General features: G+C 57.6%; 15 protein-coding genes, 1 tRNA gene, 1 pseudogene and 1 riboswitch. Of the genes and pseudogenes, 11 read left to right on the top strand and 6 right to left on the bottom strand.

The window, feature by feature from the left end; translation table 11 throughout:
• Positions 1–88: 88 nt before the first annotated feature.
• Positions 89–1,351: a DUF945 family protein gene (locus tag OKB87_RS10440; protein WP_252376731.1), complete on the top strand. Its 1,263-nt coding sequence runs from the start codon at positions 89–91 to the stop codon at positions 1,349–1,351.
• Positions 1,352–1,420: 69 nt separating this feature from the next.
• On the opposite strand, the gene purU is transcribed toward OKB87_RS10440, so the two are convergent.
• Complete coding sequence (purU, locus tag OKB87_RS10435) at positions 1,421–2,257, bottom strand: formyltetrahydrofolate deformylase (RefSeq protein ID WP_011705222.1); 837 nt, start codon at positions 2,255–2,257, stop codon at positions 1,421–1,423.
• A gap of 198 nt (positions 2,258–2,455) precedes the next feature.
• A riboswitch (FMN riboswitch) is annotated at positions 2,456–2,613 on the top strand.
• 102 nt (positions 2,614–2,715) lie between these two features.
• Here purU and ribB point away from each other — a divergent pair.
• Both ribB and OKB87_RS10425 read left to right on the top strand, forming a co-directional pair.
• The gene (gene ribB / locus OKB87_RS10430; protein ID WP_011705223.1) at positions 2,716–3,369 is read left to right on the top strand and encodes a 3,4-dihydroxy-2-butanone-4-phosphate synthase; all 654 of its coding nucleotides are present in this window, start codon (positions 2,716–2,718) and stop codon (positions 3,367–3,369) included.
• 224 nt (positions 3,370–3,593) lie between these two features.
• Positions 3,594–3,836 (top strand): Lpp/OprI family alanine-zipper lipoprotein, encoded by a 243-nt coding sequence (locus tag OKB87_RS10425; RefSeq protein WP_010634682.1) that lies wholly within the window; start codon positions 3,594–3,596, stop codon positions 3,834–3,836.
• Between the two features lie 142 nt (positions 3,837–3,978).
• Here OKB87_RS10425 and OKB87_RS10420 read toward each other — a convergent pair whose 3' ends face one another.
• Together OKB87_RS10420 and OKB87_RS10415 are read right to left on the bottom strand one after the other, a co-directional pair.
• Complete coding sequence (locus tag OKB87_RS10420) at positions 3,979–4,827, bottom strand: tetratricopeptide repeat protein (protein ID WP_270827363.1); 849 nt, start codon at positions 4,825–4,827, stop codon at positions 3,979–3,981.
• Complete coding sequence (locus tag OKB87_RS10415; protein ID WP_270827362.1) at positions 4,824–5,546, bottom strand: 4'-phosphopantetheinyl transferase family protein; 723 nt, start codon at positions 5,544–5,546, stop codon at positions 4,824–4,826. Before OKB87_RS10415 ends, OKB87_RS10420 begins: the two co-directional genes overlap by 4 nt.
• Positions 5,547–5,821: 275 nt before the next feature.
• Between OKB87_RS10415 and OKB87_RS10410 the strand changes: the two genes are divergently transcribed.
• The 3 genes from OKB87_RS10410 (at position 5,822) to OKB87_RS10400 (ending at position 8,405) form a co-directional block, all read left to right on the top strand.
• Positions 5,822–6,310 (top strand): C40 family peptidase, encoded by a 489-nt coding sequence (locus OKB87_RS10410; protein ID WP_005298673.1) that lies wholly within the window; start codon positions 5,822–5,824, stop codon positions 6,308–6,310.
• A 148-nt stretch (positions 6,311–6,458) separates the two neighbouring features.
• On the top strand, positions 6,459–7,415 hold the full coding sequence (gene rlmF, locus OKB87_RS10405; protein ID WP_270827360.1) for a 23S rRNA (adenine(1618)-N(6))-methyltransferase RlmF: 957 nt from the start codon (positions 6,459–6,461) through the stop codon (positions 7,413–7,415).
• A gap of 270 nt (positions 7,416–7,685) precedes the next feature.
• Positions 7,686–8,405, top strand: coding sequence for a MaoC family dehydratase (locus OKB87_RS10400; RefSeq protein ID WP_270827359.1), 720 nt, complete (start codon positions 7,686–7,688; stop codon positions 8,403–8,405).
• Between the two features lie 148 nt (positions 8,406–8,553).
• Here the strand turns inward: OKB87_RS10400 and OKB87_RS10395 are convergent, their stop codons facing one another.
• Together OKB87_RS10395 and OKB87_RS10390 are read right to left on the bottom strand one after the other, a co-directional pair.
• Complete coding sequence (locus OKB87_RS10395; RefSeq protein WP_270827357.1) at positions 8,554–9,552, bottom strand: DUF481 domain-containing protein; 999 nt, start codon at positions 9,550–9,552, stop codon at positions 8,554–8,556.
• Positions 9,553–9,579: 27 nt separating this feature from the next.
• A complete protein-coding gene (locus tag OKB87_RS10390) occupies positions 9,580–10,497 on the bottom strand; it encodes a L,D-transpeptidase family protein (protein ID WP_270827356.1) in 918 nt (305 codons plus the stop codon).
• A 421-nt stretch (positions 10,498–10,918) separates the two neighbouring features.
• Between OKB87_RS10390 and OKB87_RS10385 the strand changes: the two genes are divergently transcribed.
• Positions 10,919–11,008, top strand: a tRNA-Ser gene (locus tag OKB87_RS10385).
• 610 nt (positions 11,009–11,618) lie between these two features.
• Here the strand turns inward: OKB87_RS10385 and OKB87_RS10380 are convergent.
• Positions 11,619–11,897: pseudogene (locus OKB87_RS10380) on the bottom strand (transposase); the annotation flags it as partial.
• 106 nt (positions 11,898–12,003) lie between these two features.
• Here OKB87_RS10380 and OKB87_RS10375 point away from each other — a divergent pair.
• Genes OKB87_RS10375 through OKB87_RS10360 form a run of 4 tightly spaced genes read left to right on the top strand, consistent with a single transcriptional unit; the run spans position 12,004 to position 16,651 of the window.
• On the top strand, positions 12,004–13,518 hold the full coding sequence (locus OKB87_RS10375) for an ABC transporter substrate-binding protein (RefSeq protein WP_016349998.1): 1,515 nt from the start codon (positions 12,004–12,006) through the stop codon (positions 13,516–13,518).
• On the top strand, positions 13,518–14,468 hold the full coding sequence (locus OKB87_RS10370; protein ID WP_016349999.1) for an ABC transporter permease: 951 nt from the start codon (positions 13,518–13,520) through the stop codon (positions 14,466–14,468). Before OKB87_RS10375 ends, OKB87_RS10370 begins: the two co-directional genes overlap by 1 nt.
• Positions 14,458–15,258, top strand: a complete 801-nt coding sequence (locus OKB87_RS10365; protein WP_016350000.1) for an ABC transporter permease — start codon at positions 14,458–14,460, stop codon at positions 15,256–15,258. Before OKB87_RS10370 ends, OKB87_RS10365 begins: the two co-directional genes overlap by 11 nt.
• Positions 15,251–16,651, top strand: coding sequence for an ABC transporter ATP-binding protein (locus tag OKB87_RS10360; protein ID WP_016350001.1), 1,401 nt, complete (start codon positions 15,251–15,253; stop codon positions 16,649–16,651). The genes OKB87_RS10365 and OKB87_RS10360 overlap by 8 nt, the downstream gene beginning before the upstream one ends.
• The last annotated feature ends 114 nt before the right edge of the window (positions 16,652–16,765 follow it).

Here is a 16,765-nt window from a genome sequence, read left to right as displayed (position 1 = left end):
TAATTGCGGCAGGCGCCGAATTGCGCTTGCCTAGCCCCAAGCTGGCCCCGTAGAGTGCGGCAATCACTCCCTGGAGAAACAGAAGAAGATGAAGAAGCGAGTAGCGCTGGCCGTCACGGCGGCCTTGGTGGTGGGTGGGCTGGGTGCCTGCTGGTACACGGGCAACACGTTCGATCGCATCATGGCCGAGCAGATCGCCAAGGTGAAGCAGGAGAGCGGCGTCGAACTGAGCTGGCAGCCGAGCTCGAGCAACCTGTTCGCTCGCGATGGCGTGCTGAAGGTGGTGGTCACCCCGCAGACCCTGGCCAGCCTGGATGGTCAGCTGGAGGGGAGCGAGCCGGTCGAGGCGCAGTTCATCGTCACCAGCCGCATCCTGCCGCTCTACATCAAGAGCCACATGCTGCTCGACACCAAGCAGGGTTCGCTGGCGCCGGTGTTCAACGCCTTCAAGATGGAGCAGTGGCAGTTCGGCATCGAGTCGGTCAGCAGCCTGTGGACCGCCAGCAACAGCAGCCGCTTCTGGGCCAACGAGTTCAAGATCAAGCAGGGGCTCGACGAGTTCAACTTCCTGCCGATGAAGGGCGACTATCACGGCGATCTGGAAGGCAATGGTCACGTCACCTTCCACTGGCAGGGCATGACGGTGCATGAAGAGCAGAACAAGATGGACATGGTGCTGGCCGAGCTCAAGGGCAGTGCCGACATGGCCGAGATCAGCGGGATCTGGCTCTCTCCCCGCAGCGACATGACCCTCTCCGCGCTGTCGGTACAGCTGCCGGACAGCGTCAAGGTCTCCCTGCAGGGGCTGACCACCGAAACCCAGCTGGCGGGGGATAATGCCCAGACCCTCTCCAGCAGCTACCAGATGAAGGTGGACACCCTCAATCTGGAGAACGAGACCGACAACCTGGCACTGACCCAGAGCAAGCTGGCCCTCAATCTGAAGGGGCTTGATCTGGAAGGCTATCAGGCGCTGCAGGCCTCCAGCGGCCAAGGCGTGGAAGAGGAGGCGATCCAGCAGGCGCTGGACAAGATGCTCAAGCGTGGCGCCACGCTGGAGCTGGTGGACTTGAGCTCCCACCTCAATGGCGAGCCGGTGGCCATGAAGGGCGACATCAAGCTGGCGGCCACCTCGCTCGAGCAGCTGTTCAACAGCGAAGAGGGGATGCACGCGCTCTCCGGCCTGCTGCACGCGAACCTGAGCGGCAAGCTGGGCAAGGCGGTGCCGCAGCTGGCGCCCATGCTGGATCAGTTCGCCGCCATGGGTTACCTCAAGGCGGACAAGGAGCAACTGACGGCCGAGCTCAAGCTCGACAAGGGGGCCATGACCGTCAACGGTCTGCCGCTCTGATTGACGTTGCTTTAGTGCACATACAACAAAGGCTCCCGCGGGAGCCTTTGTTGTTTTCAGTGGCCGGGATTACTTGAATACCACCGTCTTGTTGCCGTAGACGAACACCCGCTCGTTCAGCACCAGCTCCAGTGCCCGGCTCAGCACAGATTTCTCCACGTCGCGGCCAGCCTTGGCCATGTCGTCGGCGCTGAAGGTGTGATCGACGTGGATCACGTCCTGCTCGACGATGGGGCCCTCATCCAGATCGTCGGTGACGAAGTGGGCGGTGGCGCCGATCAGCTTGACCCCGCGATCGAACGCCTGGCGATAGGGGCGGGCACCGATGAAGGCGGGCAGGAAGGAGTGGTGGATGTTGATGATCTTGCGCGGATAGGCCTCGACGAAACTCGGGGTCAGCACCCGCATGTACTTGGCCAGCACCACGTAGTCGGGCTGGTAGCCGTCGATGATGGCGCGCACCTGCTCTTCGTGCTCGGTGCGGCTCAGATCCTCGTGGCTGACGGTGTGGAACGGAATGTCGAACTTGCCGGTCAACTCGGCGAGGGTGTCGTAGTTGCCGATCACCGCTACTATGTCCATGTCCAGCGCACCGGCGTAGTTCTTCATCAGGATGTCGCCGAGGCAGTGGGTCTCCTTGGTCACCAGGATGACGATGCGTTTCTTGCCGGCCTTGACCAGGCGGCGCTGGGCACCGGCGGGCAGGGCATCATCCAGATCCGCCAGCAGGGTCTCGTCGTTGAAGCGTCCCTCCAGCTCGGTGCGCATGAAGAAACGGCCGTTTTCGTGATCCACGAACTCGTCGTTCTTGTTGATGTTGAGCTGGTGCTTGTAGCAGATGTTGGTGATCTTGGCGATGAGGCCCTTGGCGTCCGGACAGTCCGTCAGCAGTATTTTCTTTTCCATCTCTGTCATGATTCCGTTTGTGTTGTTGGCGCCTGAGTCTGCGCAGGCTGCGCGTTTTTTCAGGCACTATGCCACAAACAAAATCAGAAAAGACAGTGCGCCGTGCGCCCTGATGCAATGCGGCCACAAGCGGTACGCTATTCATCTTTGATGGGTTTTGGGCTGGTATCCGGCGTTTTTTTTCTTTACGCTGTCTGCGCTTATTCTCAGGGCGGGGTGAAATTCCCCACCGGCGGTATCCCGATGTGACTCGGGGAGCCCGCGAGCGCCCGACCCGGTATTGCACCGGGACGGGGTCAGCAGATCCGGTGAGATGCCGGAGCCGACGGTCATAGTCCGGATGAAAGAGGATAAGACAGATATTGCAGGTAAGCCCCATGGGCCGGCCGCTGCATACCTATCTCTGTCTGCCTTTCCATGCCCTGATTCTGGTCCTTGTCTTATTTAGGAGTCTTACCATGAATCAGTCTCTTCTCAGTGAATTTGGTGATCCCATTGCCCGTGTCGAAGCGGCGCTGGCAGCCCTGCGTGCAGGTCGCGGCGTGCTGGTGGCCGACGATGAAGATCGGGAGAACGAAGGGGATCTCATCTTCGCCGCGGAATCCATGACCAATGAACAGATGGCGATGATGATCCGCGAGTGTTCCGGCATCGTCTGCCTCTGCCTGACCGACGAGCGGGTACGCCAGCTCGAACTGCCGATGATGGTGGAGGCCAACTCCAGCCATTATCAGACCGCCTTCACCGTGACCATCGAAGCGGCGCAGGGGGTGACCACCGGCGTGTCGGCGGCCGATCGCATCACCACCATTCGGGCCGCCATCGCCGACGGCGCCAGACCATCCGACCTGCACCGCCCGGGTCACGTCTTCCCGCTGCGGGCCCGCACCGGCGGGGTGTTGACCCGTCGTGGCCACACCGAAGCCACGGTCGATCTGATGCAGCTGGCCGGACTCAAACCGTTCGGGGTGTTGTGCGAACTGACCAAGGAAGATGGTTCCATGGCGCGGCTGCCGGATCTGGTGGCATTCGGTCGTCAGCATCAGATGCCGGTGCTGACCATCGAGGATCTGGTGCAATATCGTCAATTGCTGTCAGAACGTTCAGCCTGAGCCTCATACGAAATTGTAATAAGCCCAAAATTTGGTTACGCTTTGTGCGAACCTCATCCAGAGACCCTCATTTTTGGCTTAACTTTGCACAAAAAGTGTACGTTTAAAAAAAAATGAGGGTTTTAATGCATTTATCTGTGATGGGGCCTATCCAAACTATGATTTTTTTGTGCCATAATCACGCCGCTTGCTAAACGTCTGGCGAGTTAAAGGGAGCTTTTAAAATGAAAAAAATGTTGTTGGTAGGTGTTGTTGGTCTGTCCGCTCTGCTGGGCGGTTGTGCAAACACCAGCGAACTGGAAACTTCCGTTCAGAATCTGTCTAACAAAGTTGACCAACTGGCTCAAGATGTTAGCGCTGTTCGTGCTGATCAATCCAAGATCGCTGCTGATGTTGCAGAAGCCAAGCAAGAAGCTATGCGTGCTAACCAGCGCATCGACAACATGGCTACTTCCTACAAGAAGTAATCCATGCGAAAAAAATGGCGCAGTTATGCGCCATTTTTTTTTGCCTGAAATTCGTCAAATTCCCGCGTTTTCCCCGCTGATACCCGCCTGACAAGGCAATACCGAACACTCGGCATCACCCCGTTTTTCATTCCCGCATCGATCAGTAGAGCAGACTGTAGAGCTTGCGACGGTAGCTCTGCGCCGCCGGGTTGCTGCCCATGGTGGTCAGGATGTCGAGATAGGTCTTCTTGGCATCACCGAAGGCGAGATCGCGCTTGAGGATGGTAAACAGCAGCGTCAGCGCCTCTTCCTGCCGGCCAGCCTGGCTGTATTGCACCGCCAGCTCCTGAGCCAGGGCAAAGTTGTCCGGCTCCTGCTGGTGACGGGCTTCCAGCGCCCGCAGCTCCGGGCTGTCGGCGGCCTGTTGGGCCAGTGCCAACCGGGATGTCAGGGTCTGGTAGTGATCGTCCTGGGCGATCATCGGGATCTTGCCCAGCCGTTCCTGCGCTTCGTCCAGCAGATTGAGATCGAGCGCCGCCTGAATGAGCCACAGGCTGATGTCGTGGCGCTCCGGTGCCAGCTGATGGGCCTTGCCGAGATGGGCATAGGCAAGGTCCGCCTGACCCTCCGCCAGCGCCTGCTGTCCCTGTTCGAACAGCAGCTCCTCCTCCTTGGGGGCGAAGGCGGCAAAGTAGTGGCGCAGGGTGGCTTCGTCCTGTGGGCCTTCCAGAATGGCCTGCTCGTCAGGGCGGCCCTGGTGGAACAGCACCAGCGCCGGCAGGGCGCGCAGGCCGAGCTGGCCTGCCAGCGGCTGCAGCTGCGGATCGTTCATGTCCACCCTGGCCAGGGTCACCTGGGGATTGGCCGGGCCGACCAGCGCTTCCACCTGCGGGGTCATGGCCTGACACTCCGGCATCTGGGGGGCGTGGAAATAGATGACGATCGGCTTTTTCATGGAAGCATCGATCAGGGCGCTTTGGAAGTTCTGGGGATGGATGTCGACGATCATGAGGCTGACTCTTGGAAAATGGTGTGAGTTAACATGGGGTTGATGGGCACAGAATTCAAGCTGCCATCGAGCAGCCAGCCGTTGACGGCAAGGGTCGGTGCGGCCAGGCTGAGCCAGCCCCGGCCGATGGGCCAATCCTGTACCTGGTAATCCTGTTCATCGAGTTGGTTGTCGAGCCGCCAGGCTTCCTCTGGCACGAAGAGCACCTTGTCGAGACCGGCGGCGATGCCGGCGCCGTGAGCCTTCAATACCGCCTCCTTGCGCGACCAGAATCGATAGAAGGCCGACTCTTGCTCCGCCTCTGGCAGGGCGAGCAGCCACTCATATTCACTCTGCGCATAAAAACGGCGGGCCAGTGGCAGAGTCTGGCGGCGCCGCTGGCCCATCTCTATGTCCACTCCGAGCGGGCCGGCGGCACAGAGGGCGATCGCCAGCCAGTCACCGCTGTGGCTGAGGTTGAACTGCCAGCGCCCGTCGCTCAGTGCCGGCTTGCCGTGCGGATTGCTGCAAAACTGCAGCGCATCGGGCCGGCACTGCAGGCGCTCGGCCAGCAGCCGTCGCAGCAAGCCACGGCTGAGCAGGTACTCCTGGCGGCGTGCCAGCTGACCGATGGACTGCCATGTCTGCCGTTCTTCGAGGGAGAGCAGGGTTTGCAGCAGGCTCAGCTGGTCGGCGTCCGTGTTTGCCGGTTTTAACAAATAGAGATCCACAGAGATCATAATTTTTCACTTAAAAAGCATGCTGAAACAGCGATAAAAGTCAGTTTGATCCGGCCTGGGTGGCCCCTTTCGAGATTGTATATTGTTTGGCCACGATCACATTAATCAGGAAAAATAATGCATTTCCTTGCAAAAATGTGAGGTCGATAGGGATTTTCGCTTGCCTCGATAGAATTCTTGGATATAGTCGGGTGCTGTTGCCTTATAAATTGCCCGTTCGGGCCGTATTTTAACAAGTTTTACTATTTTGCGGGGATAAAGGATTGCGCCACCTGATGCTACTGCTGGTCGCGCTCGGAATGGTGGGTTGTGCCTCGGCACCCCAGCCCGAGGTCGCGAGCAAGATCGAAGTTTCCATGATGGAACCCGTTATTGAACCGGAAGCTTCGCAAACCCCAGATGTAAACGAAATCCTGACAGTATACAAAGAGTGGCGCGGTGTTCCTTACCGCATGGGCGGCAGCAGCCAGCGCGGCATCGATTGTTCCGCCTTCGCCCGTGAAGTGTTCCGCAACGCCGTCGGCATCGAACTTCCCCGTGATACCCGCTCCCAAGTCCATGAAGGCACTCGCGTTTCCAAGCAGGATCTGGTCGAAGGTGACCTGGTGTTCTTCAAGATCAATCGTCGTCTCAATCATGTCGGCATCTATGTGGGCAATGGTGAATTCATTCACGCCTCCACCCGCGCCGGGGTGACGCGCTCCAAGCTCGACAGCTCTTACTGGCGCAGCAAATTCTGGCAGGCACGCCGGATCGACATCTGAGTCAGGCTGGACAAACGGCTCGCAGTACGGACTGTTTTTCCAACCTCACTTGAACCGGGCTCGACAGCCCGGTTTTTTATGGCCGTCATTTAGACTTTCCGGGGCCAAGTCACTATAGTGTGGGCCCGTTTTCCTCGGCAGGCCCAGCATGAAGACCCATTCCGACCGCAAATCTGGATTGCATCCACGCAATCGCCATCAGGCTCCCTATGATTTCGATGCGCTCTGCCAGCGTACCCCCGAGCTGCAGCCCTTCGTGTTCGTCAACGAGCACGGCACCCAGACCCTGGATTTTGCCGATCCGGCCGCCGTCAAGGCGCTGAACAAAGCGTTGCTGGCGCTGCACTATGGCATTGCGCACTGGGATCTGCCGGCCGGCTATCTCTGCCCGCCCATCCCGGGGCGGGTGGATTACCTGCATCGGGTGGCCGATCTGCTGGCCGAGAGTGCCGGCAAGGTGCCGACCGGCAAGGGCGTGCGGGTGCTGGATATCGGGGTCGGTGCTAACTGTATCTATCCGCTGCTGGGGGCCCGCGAATATGGCTGGCGCTTCGTCGGCTCCGACATCGATCCTGTGTCGGTCAAGGCCGCTACTCTGCTGGCCAAGAGCAACGGGCTGGGCAGCCAGATCGAATGCCGTCTGCAGGGCAAGGCTGGCGACATCTTTCAGGGGATTGTGGCGCCGCGCGAGCGTTTTGCGCTGACCCTCTGCAATCCTCCCTTTCATGCTTCACTGGCAGAGGCGAGCAAGGGTACGGAGCGCAAGCTGCGCAACTTGGGCAAGGATGCGACGGCCAAACCGGTGCTCAATTTCGGCGGCCAGAAGGCCGAGCTCTGGTGCGAAGGGGGGGAGGCCGCCTTTCTGGCGAGCATGATCACTCAAAGCAAAGCATTCGCCAGCCAGTGCCTCTGGTTCAGCTCGCTGGTGTCAAAAAAAGAGAACTTGCCGGCGGCGAAGCAGGGGCTGAGCCGGGTCGGGGCCCGTCAGGTGCGGGTGCTCGAGATGGCCCAGGGCAACAAGGTGAGCCGGGTCCTGGCCTGGTCTTTCCAAGACGAGGCGGCCAGCAAACAGTGGTGGTCGCCAATGGCGCACGATAACGCCTGAGCCGGCTGAAGCGGGACGACGACAAGGGGCATACCGATGGTATGCCCCTTGTTTTTAGGGGGGGTCAGTGGCCAGTCTGGGTCGATACCCGGCACCCATGACAATCGTTTCTCCCCTTGTGGCATCTGGGCTGGCGCCCGCATGTTAGTGATTACTTTCACTCTCGGTACAGTTGTACGCTGAGATTTTTTTGCACTTGCAGTTGAAACTTTCATAAAATAGGACTGGTTAGACCTCTTTACAGGCTTTGAATCGAATAGGGATCGGTACATGAAAGTTGTCGATTTTCTGAAGCGCAAGCGCGAAATACTGGCGCAGCACCCCTTTGAGCTCAAGGATTGGCTCTCTCCGGCGATCCGCGACTACTGGCGTGAGTTTCAGCAAAAGGCACACCTCCACCCTCTGCTGGGCCGGGTGCTGGATTTGCAGAGCGACAGCCAGTCCACGCAGCAACAGCAGGGCGTGGCGCAAGCCGTCAACGGTCAGCCCGTGCCGCTGGATACCCCTGCCGTGGAGCTCAGCGGCGAGGCAGCAGCCTTGTTTTCCACCTTGCAGGAGCGCATCGGCGAAGAGACCCATGTCGGTGAGTGGTTGCTGGTCAGCCAGCAGATGATCAACGAGTTTGCCGCCGTGACCGGCGACAACCAGTGGATCCACACCGATCCGGAGCGCGCGGCAGCCGAGTCACCGTTCAAGACCACCATTGCCCATGGCTTCCTGACCCTGGCGTTGTTGCCACGGTTGACGGGCAGCATCAACGAGGCCACCCCCGAGTTTCCGACCGCCCGCATGGTGGTGAACTTCGGCCTGGATCAGGTGCGTTTCCCGTACCCCATCAAGGTGGACAGCAACATCCGCGCCCGCACCAAGCTGGCTCGGGTTACCCCGATCAAGGGGGGGCTGGAGCTGCTCAAGGAGATCAAGGTCGAGATCGAGGGCATTCGTCGCCCAGGCTGCGTCATTGAATCGGTCACCCGTATCTACTTCTGACGGGGTGACGGTGTCACCCGCTGGCATGAATCGTATTGAAAAAAACAGGCTCACCTCGGTGAGCCTGTTTTGTTTATGGCGTTTGTTGCACTTGCCTATGTTGCCTCTATGTAGGCGCCACTCACGGATCCATGGCTTGCCCCGAGTGCTAGAAGCTGGCCCCCAGGCTTATCAGGTGGCGCCACTCTTTGTCTGATAAGGGGGTCTGAACACCTTGATAGTCCAATCTGGCATCTTCCCAATCGAGCTCGCTCGACCAGGAGAGGCGCAGGTGGTCGTTGAAGTAGTAGCGCATCCCCAGGCTGCCTTTTACGGCCTGCTCCCGAGTGATATAGGGCGATGGCTGGTCCAGATAGCGCTTGTAGGTGCCCTTGCTGAACAGCTCCAGTTGCTCCGACCAGAGCGCGATGGGTTGGCGGTAGTCCCAACCAAGGCCCATCAGGGGATAGCTAATGATCCTGTCATTGAAAATATCGGGGATGATGAAGTTGTCCCAATAACCCGGCCTGACGTAGGAACGCTCCAATCCGGCCTGGCTGATCAGCTCCAGCCGTCGCCGCTTGTCGTTCCAGAACCGGTAACCAGGTCCGGCCACATAACCTACATCCATGTATTCGGGGCTCAGCATCTGGTATTCAAAGTCGACGGCGGAGCGCAGAAACCAGCGCTGGTCGAAGAAGAAGTCCAGCATGGGCTTGAGCCGGTACTCATGGCTGTTGGTGACGTTGTTGGCGGTCTCGTAGATGTACTCCCCATCCAGCGTATAGCGCCAGTCGAGGTTGGCCACCTCGGTGGAGGCCTTCAGGTTGACGTTGTTGGTCTGCTTGTCGCTGTGCTTGAGCTTGACGTTCAGATCGCTGCTGCCACTCCACAGCCAGGCTTTCTGGTCATCCGGCGTCAGGGCCAGCAGGGTAATGCCGGTCTTGACGGTCGGTTTGGGTTTGTCCTGCTTCTCGATGCGCCAGCGCTTGACCGCCTCGCGCTTGACGGTGACGGGGGCGCTGTAAGGGAGCGCGATGCGCACCTGCTGGTCACCTATTTCCTCTATGGTGCCGGTCAGCCGGTCACCGTTGTCCATCCAGAGGATGTCGGCCGATACCGCCGGGCTCAGCAGCAGGGCCAGCAGACAAAAAACGCGGTAGCTCATGAAGATCCTCGTGAACATGGTTGGCCATCAGCCGCTGACGGGACGGGGGATACCGTTCTTGCTGTTTAGCACGCTGGCGGCCTTGTCACCATCGACTTCCGGTTTGGCGATGAAGGCTTCCACCTCGGGGGAGAGGATCAGCGGGGCGCCCTGCTCCAGCTCCAGTTCGGTACGGGAGAGCGGGGAGTGTACCTCCAGCCAGTGGCGGCCATCGGGCTCGATGGCGGTTTTGACCGGCTGGTTGATCACCCTCACCTGAGTGCCGATGGGGACAATCTTGAACAGGGCCTCGATGTCGTCGGGGCGCAACCGAATGCAGCCGGCGCTGACCCGCAGACCGACGCCAAAATCCTTGTTGGTGCCGTGGATGAGGTAGTCCTGCTTGCCATAACCGAGGCGCATGGCGAACTTGCCGAGGGGATTGTCGGGACCGGGCGGCACCACCGCCGGCAGGGTGATCCCCTTTTGCTCGAGCCAGGACTTGCGCACCATGGGGCCGGGCACCCAGGTCGGATTGGGGTTCTTGGCGATGACCGTGGTGGTCATCTCCGGCGTCTCCCGCCCTATGTCACCGATCCCGATGGGCAGCACCATCACTTCGTTTTTGCCTTTCGGGAAATAGTAGAGGCGCAGCTCCGGCAGATTGATGACGATGCCCTCGCGAGGCACATCCGGCAGCAGCATCTGGGTTGGCAGGGTCAGCCGGGTGCCCGGCTTGGGCAAATAGGGGTCCACCCCCGGATTGGCTTCGAGCAGCGCCAGAAAACCAATCTGGGTGTGCTTGCCGATGAGCTCAAGATGTTCATCTGGCTGGACTATGTAGTCCTCCAGTTCGCCGATCAGGCGGCTGCCAGCCGGGGGCAGCGGATAGGTGGTGGCGAGGACCGGAGCCGTCAGCAGGCTGGCGGTCAGCGCCAGCAATGAGAGGGTTCGTGCTATGAACATGTACTTCCTGTCTGATTGAGATGAGGGGGGCGCGAGGCGACCGCCTTGGGTAAAAGGGGGAAATTGTCAGTCAAACGGGTGACGATTGCCAGCTTGGCCGACCAGGGTTACAGCCGGGTCCCGACGTGGCAATCCATCATTTTGACTGTTTCTTGCCCGTTTTTAATGCAAGGCAGCATAACCTGCAATGAACAGCATGCTTGGAGGGCGGTAGGAGAGGGGATGAGTGGTGAGTAACGCTGGCGGCACCCATGCAGGGGGAGTGTCTTGGCGTCGGTACTGCATCGACAGCAGGCACGACGGCGGGGAACATCTCGCCACCGGGCATGCGCTCATCTGCTGGTTTTATGTGCAGTTGTTTGATCTTTAAAGAGATTCAAGTTGATTTCCAGAGGCGGCTCCGGTAACAATGATGCCCCGTGGAGAGATGCCGGAGTGGCCGAACGGGATTGACTCGAAATCAATTGTGGCAGCAATGCCACCCAGGGTTCGAATCCCTGTCTCTCCGCCATTCATTCTTATCAAGCCCGCGCCAGTCGCGGGCTTGTCATTTAAAGCTTATGCCAGCCCATACTTTGGCCCATACATCTGTACAGGAAAAGCCAACTTCCCCAGTTCTGTTTTGCGTAATTAGGGTTAAGGGTGGGTAACCCATGTCCGTCACCTCACACTTCAGTCATTGTGTACCTGTCTACCCCACTGAAATGCTGGGTCAGGTTACCAGTGATGCCAAGAGCTATTGCCCTCACATTCCTAGTTCTATACTCACGACAATTCTACTGCGTACCGATGCATTTCGTTTTGCTCAGTTCTGCGCAATTGCGCACTTTCCAAGTGTTCTACTTCCTCTCCAGGCCTTGTCGCATTGGAATCCACAATATTTCGTTACCATTGTATTTCGATTTTGCGCAGTTTCCTGTGTGCAGAAAAGTGCTAAATTTGCGCAGTTTGTCGTACACAATACGCATACGCTCATAGGGTAAGTGACCGGCCAGGATGAAGGCTAGAAAACTTCCCACCAGCTTTCATATCTCGTTGGGAATAGGTGAAATATCTTCAACCATCCCAAGCACTGCTCTACCACATTTCGCCTGTGATAACGTGTGTTATCAGTTGATTTAGGCATCATCCGCAGAAACACGCCCTAACTTGTACCATAAAGGGTTGAGCAGGGTTGGCAATACCTCGGCGTTGTGCTCCCTGACTTTCTACTCGCCTTCATCAAGTACCTTGAGACCCGTCGAAATGATAACTATGTCGGTGATACGAGCCCTAAAGGGTTGCCGATAAACTACTTTCTTGCTGACGCAACTATAGTCCGGTGTGTACAACAGCACCTTCATCAACTCAAACAAGGAGTCGAGTAGCCCTAGGGTTACTCTCAAGGTGATAGAGGCAATTCAGCTCGCATGCAGAACATTGCAGTGAACAGTCGATGATAATGATTTGCATTTTATGACGACCATCATTATAAAGTGTTATGATATAACATAATGGAGATTCATCTTGTCACTGTTTCAAATCACCAGCCTATTGCTGGCATTTCTTTTGTCCCCGTTTGCCCTTGCCAAGCCATTGCATGTGGTATCGCCACTGGAAGTTAGCTCACTCGAGCCGGACCAGAATGGTTATCTATTTACCCGGCTGCAAGTCGCGGAAACCCTCGTCACGGTTGACCGTAATGGTAAGTTGACTCCGTTACTGGCCACTGGCTGGACTATCTCCAGGGATGGTCTCGCCTGGCATTTCGACGTGCGCAAAAATGTGTTGATGCACGATGGCTCACAACTTAATGCAGGTGTGGTACAGCGTGCGCTTGAGCGGGCCCATAAGGGCTCCGGTGTGCTGTCACAGGCGCCGATTTCTCATATAGAGACTAAGGACAGTGAGGTGGTGATCCTGCTCTCACGCCCGTTTGCGCCGCTTGCGGCATATCTTGCCAACTACAGCACCCAGATTCTGGCCGACAGTTCATTCGATAAGAGTGGTAAGGCGGTTGCTGTTATTGGCTCTGGCCCATATCAAATCAAACAGGTCCTTACTCCACTAAAAGTCAGCATGGTGCGGTTTGATCACTATTGGAAGACTCCGGCGCACATCAAAGAAGTTGAATATCTGGCCGTTGGCAAAGGAGAAACTCGTGCCCTGATGGCCCAAAGTGGGCAGGCTGATCTGGTTTTTTCCTTGTTGCCACTGTCGGTGAATTCGGTGAAACGTGTGCCGAATGTATCATTGGATATTGTGACCCTGCCGCGTACTCGCCTACTTAAGCTCAACGCAGGCTCTCCCTTCTTTAGCGATGTACGCGTGCGTCAAGCACTGAGCCTGGCCCTTGACCGCCCGGCGCTTGCAACAGCTATCTTACGAAACTCCAGTTTAGCCGCGACCCAGTTGTTCCCGCCGTCGGTTGTTGCCTGGCATGACCGCGACCTCCCTGCACTAACTCGCGATCTCGATAAAGCGAGAGCTTTGTTGCGTGAGGCTGGTTGGCAACTTGGAGCAGATGGAATTTTGCAAAAAGGCGGCCAAGCGTTTCACGTGACCCTGACAACTTTCTCAACTTGGCCAGAGCTGCCAGTGCTAGCCACCGCAATCCAGGCTCAGTGGCGTGAAGTAGGTGTTGATCTAGCGGTCTCGGTTGGTAACAGCTCCGAGATTGTCAGCAAGCATCGTGATGGGTCGCTTCAGGTAGGGTTACTGTCGCGCAATTTCTCTCTGACGCCTGACCCGCTGGGTGTCCTCAGTAGTGACTTCGGCCCCAAAGGTGGGGACTGGGGCGCTATGAATTGGTCCAATAACGAGCTGACCTCTGCATTACAGGCACTCGAGAGTGGTCAGGCTAAGCAGAGCGAGAATCAGCAACTGCACAGGGTTATCTTGCGTCATCTGCAACAGGAGTTGCCCGTGATCCCCATCGCGTGGTCTGAGTTGGTTGTAGCCAGCAACAAACAGCTTTCCCATCTTTATGTTGACCCGTATGAGCTGAGTTACCACCTGGCCGAACTGGAGTGGAGGCCATAATGAGGCGAGGTAGTCCCTGGTTGTCACGACTGGTTCAACTGGTTGCAGTCAGTTTGGTGGTTGCGACCCTCTGCTTTGCACTCTTGCACACCCTACCGGGTGACCCGGCGATGCGTATTGCTGCTGGTCGCTATGGCCCTGACGGCATGAGTGCGCTAGCCGCCGAGCAGGTGCGCAACGAGCTTGGTCTGGATAAGTCATTATCAATGCAATACCTGGCTTCACTCGGACAGTTGCTGACTTTGGATCTGGGTTACTCCCTGGTAACTGGCGAGGCGGTTAGCTCGGCGCTCGCAAGCCAGCTGGGACACAGTGTTCTGCTGGCCAGCTGTGCCTGGCTATTCTCGCTGCTATTGGCAATTCCCCTTGGAGCCATAACGGGTTGGCGTCACGGTGGGATAATCGACCGCACTTCACTGGCCGGGTCGGTGCTACTGCGCTGCATACCGCCATTTATCATTGCCTTGTTTCTGATGTGGCTGTTTGGCTATCAATTGGGATGGTTCCCTGTGGCAGGATTTGGCTCTGTGCAGCATCTGGTGTTGCCCTCTCTAACACTATCGTTGGGACTCGCGGCGGTATCGTCAAGGGTGATCCGTAACGCCGTTCGCGAGGTGAAGACCAGCAGTTATCTCACCTTCGCCCGCTATAAAGGGTTACCGCTGTCGGCTCTTTTGGTCAGCCACACTGCACGCAATGGGGCGATCCCTGCGATTGCTTATCTCAGTGTGCAACTGGTCACCTTAATTGAAGGAGTGGTGGTCGTCGAATCCCTGTTTGCCTATCCCGGTATTGGACACGCGCTGGTGCATGCCATCATCGACCGTGATGTACCCATGTTGCAGGGGGCAGTGCTGGTGATGTGCCTGCTTTTTATTGCCATATCCCTGCTTACCGATATGGCTAGTCGTTGGCTGAACCCACTGGAGGGGCGTGAGCATGGCGAATAACCCCATGACGGTGGCCCGATTACTGGGGTGGGGACTATTGCTTCTCACGCTCTGCATCACCTGCTTTGGCCCGCTTTGGTTGACACACGACCCTATCAGTCAGGATCTGTTGGCCATTTTGCTTCCCCCTGGCAGCAGTGGTCATTGGCTGGGCACCGATCACTATGGGCGTGATGTCTTGAGTCGTCTGGTACATGGCAGCCGGCTCTCAATTGGACTGTCGTTGCTGACCGTCGCCTGCGCCGCTGTGCCGGGTATGCTGCTCGGGATAGTGGCAGCCTGGCGCGGTGGCTGGCTGGATCGCTCGCTGGGTTATCTTACCGATACCATGATGGCGCTGCCGGGTCTGCTGTTGGTGCTGTTGGTGATGGCTTTTGCTCCGGGGCAGGCCCTGACACTGTTTCTTGGCCTTTCACTGACTCTATGGGTTGAGTTCTTTCGAGTCAGCCGCAGCATGACCCGCACCAGCCTAGCCACGTCGCAGGTTGAAGCTGTACGCCGTCTTGATTTTGGACCGCTGTATGTATTGCGCCGGATCGTACTGCCGTACTTGTTGCCGCAGATGGCACTGTTGGCCGGATTTGCAATCACCACCGCTATCGTGGCAATTGCGACCCTGAGCGCCATCAGTGTCGGGTTACAACCTCCCACTGCCGAGCTGGGAACCCTGATCGCAGAGGCAATGCCCTATTACGCAGATGCCCCCTGGTTGGTACTTGCTCCCTCTCTCGTGATCTTGATGTTTGTGTTGTCGATTCAATTGCTGTCCGGAGAGCGCCCTCATGAATGAGTTGCTGAGAGTTGAACACTTGATCATCCGCCACGGTGAACGGGTGCTAGTAGATGACGTATCGTTTACGCTGCTCCCAGGTAGACCTTTTACCCTGCTCGGGCGCTCGGGGGCGGGTAAATCTCTCACCATGCAGGCGATCATGGGGACGTTGCCGCCCTCGCTCTCGATGGAGGGTTCCATTTGGCTGGGAGAGCGATGCTTATCGACATTGCCGGCGACAGCGCGGCGGGCACTGTGGGGACGAACTCTGGCCATGTTGCCGCAAGAGCCATGGCGTGCTCTCGACCCGACCCGTCACGCCGGATTGCAGATCCGTGACGTGTTTCACTGGGTACGTGGCTGGCGTCGCAGTACGGCGAGAAAGGGAACAGATAAGCTGCTTGAACGCCTTGCACTCACTTCCCACCAGTACAAATACCCAGGGGAACTCTCGGGAGGCATGTGCCAGCGTATCACCGTGGCGATGGCGCAAGCAGCCGGTGCACAGCTACTGTTGGCTGATGAGCCTACTAAGGGACTTGATGAGTCGATGAAGCAGGAGGTGGCCTCGCGTCTACGCGAGGCCTGTGGCGAGGAACGCCTGCTGCTGACCATCACCCACGATGTGGCGTTGGCAGACGTGCTGGGCGGTGATGTCGGGATCTTGTGCGAAGGAAGACTGGTTGAGTGTGGTGAGGCTTCACAGGTGCTGGTCAACCCGGCGCAGGATTATACCCGTACTTTGCTGCGTGCCGAGCCGCGCCATTGGCCGAATTGGCACAAGGTGGCTCGCAGCCAGCCATGGTTGATCCGCGCGGAACAACTCGGTCATCGTATCGGTGAACAGACCTTGTTTGACGGAATAAACCTTACTCTTGCTCCGGGTCAGGTGACTGTGCTGACGGGTCCGAGTGGTGGTGGCAAGACCACCCTTGGCAATCTGGTCACCGGGTTCAGGCCATTGCAACAAGGGGCGATTATACGTCAGCCATTGCTGTGCGATGAGCAAATACAGAAGCTCTATCAGGATCCGCCAGCAGCCTTTATTAACCGTCTACCGCTAGCGGTACAATTTGCTGACCTGCAAAAACGCCACGGTATCGAACGATCTCGTGTGGATCATTGGCTGGAACAGCTTGGCTTGTCTCCAGATTTGCTGGTGAATACCCCAGAGCAAGTATCGGGCGGTGAGCTGCAACGTTTGGCTCTAGCTCGGGCCATGCTGCTCAATCCCAAAGTGTTATTTGCTGATGAGGCAACGTCGCGGCTCGATCCTATCAGCCAGCAACAGGTGATATCAGTGCTCAAACAATGCGTCGAGCGTGACGGTTTGTCCTTGTTGTTAGTAAGCCATGACACACACTTGGTGAAGCATATGGCCGATGAGGTAGTAACCGTCGGTATGAACTGACGCAAACTTGATGCGGTGTATTGTCAGAGGGGCGCGATAAGTGCAGCCCCCTCTGTCAGGGGGCATATCTATTTAGGTGCGGTATTCGTACCTTTGTAGTGTTGTTACTTGGTT

The sequence above is a fragment of the Aeromonas sp. Y318-1 genome (assembly GCF_027706125.1).
GTDB classification, from domain to species: Bacteria; Pseudomonadota; Gammaproteobacteria; order Enterobacterales; family Aeromonadaceae; genus Aeromonas; species Aeromonas hydrophila.
The sequence above is the reverse complement of the archived record's forward strand: the minus strand, read 5'-3'. Positions and strand labels throughout refer to the sequence as shown.

Excerpts from the sequence above, each read along its gene's own strand:
- OKB87_RS10440 (WP_252376731.1), top strand. The coding sequence starts at position 89 with ATGAAGAAGCGAGTAGCGCTGGCCGTCACGGCGGCCTTGGTGGTGGGT.
- purU (WP_011705222.1), bottom strand. The coding sequence starts at position 2,257 with ATGGAAAAGAAAATACTGCTGACGGACTGTCCGGACGCCAAGGGCCTC.
- ribB (WP_011705223.1), top strand. The coding sequence starts at position 2,716 with ATGAATCAGTCTCTTCTCAGTGAATTTGGTGATCCCATTGCCCGTGTC.
- OKB87_RS10425 (WP_010634682.1), top strand. The coding sequence starts at position 3,594 with ATGAAAAAAATGTTGTTGGTAGGTGTTGTTGGTCTGTCCGCTCTGCTG.
- OKB87_RS10420 (WP_270827363.1), bottom strand. The coding sequence starts at position 4,827 with ATGATCGTCGACATCCATCCCCAGAACTTCCAAAGCGCCCTGATCGAT.
- OKB87_RS10415 (WP_270827362.1), bottom strand. The coding sequence starts at position 5,546 with ATGATCTCTGTGGATCTCTATTTGTTAAAACCGGCAAACACGGACGCC.
- OKB87_RS10410 (WP_005298673.1), top strand. The coding sequence starts at position 5,822 with ATGCTACTGCTGGTCGCGCTCGGAATGGTGGGTTGTGCCTCGGCACCC.
- rlmF (WP_270827360.1), top strand. The coding sequence starts at position 6,459 with ATGAAGACCCATTCCGACCGCAAATCTGGATTGCATCCACGCAATCGC.
- OKB87_RS10400 (WP_270827359.1), top strand. The coding sequence starts at position 7,686 with ATGAAAGTTGTCGATTTTCTGAAGCGCAAGCGCGAAATACTGGCGCAG.
- OKB87_RS10395 (WP_270827357.1), bottom strand. The coding sequence starts at position 9,552 with ATGAGCTACCGCGTTTTTTGTCTGCTGGCCCTGCTGCTGAGCCCGGCG.
- OKB87_RS10390 (WP_270827356.1), bottom strand. The coding sequence starts at position 10,497 with ATGTTCATAGCACGAACCCTCTCATTGCTGGCGCTGACCGCCAGCCTG.
- OKB87_RS10370 (WP_016349999.1), top strand. The coding sequence starts at position 13,518 with ATGAGGCGAGGTAGTCCCTGGTTGTCACGACTGGTTCAACTGGTTGCA.
- OKB87_RS10365 (WP_016350000.1), top strand. The coding sequence starts at position 14,458 with ATGGCGAATAACCCCATGACGGTGGCCCGATTACTGGGGTGGGGACTA.
- OKB87_RS10360 (WP_016350001.1), top strand. The coding sequence starts at position 15,251 with ATGAATGAGTTGCTGAGAGTTGAACACTTGATCATCCGCCACGGTGAA.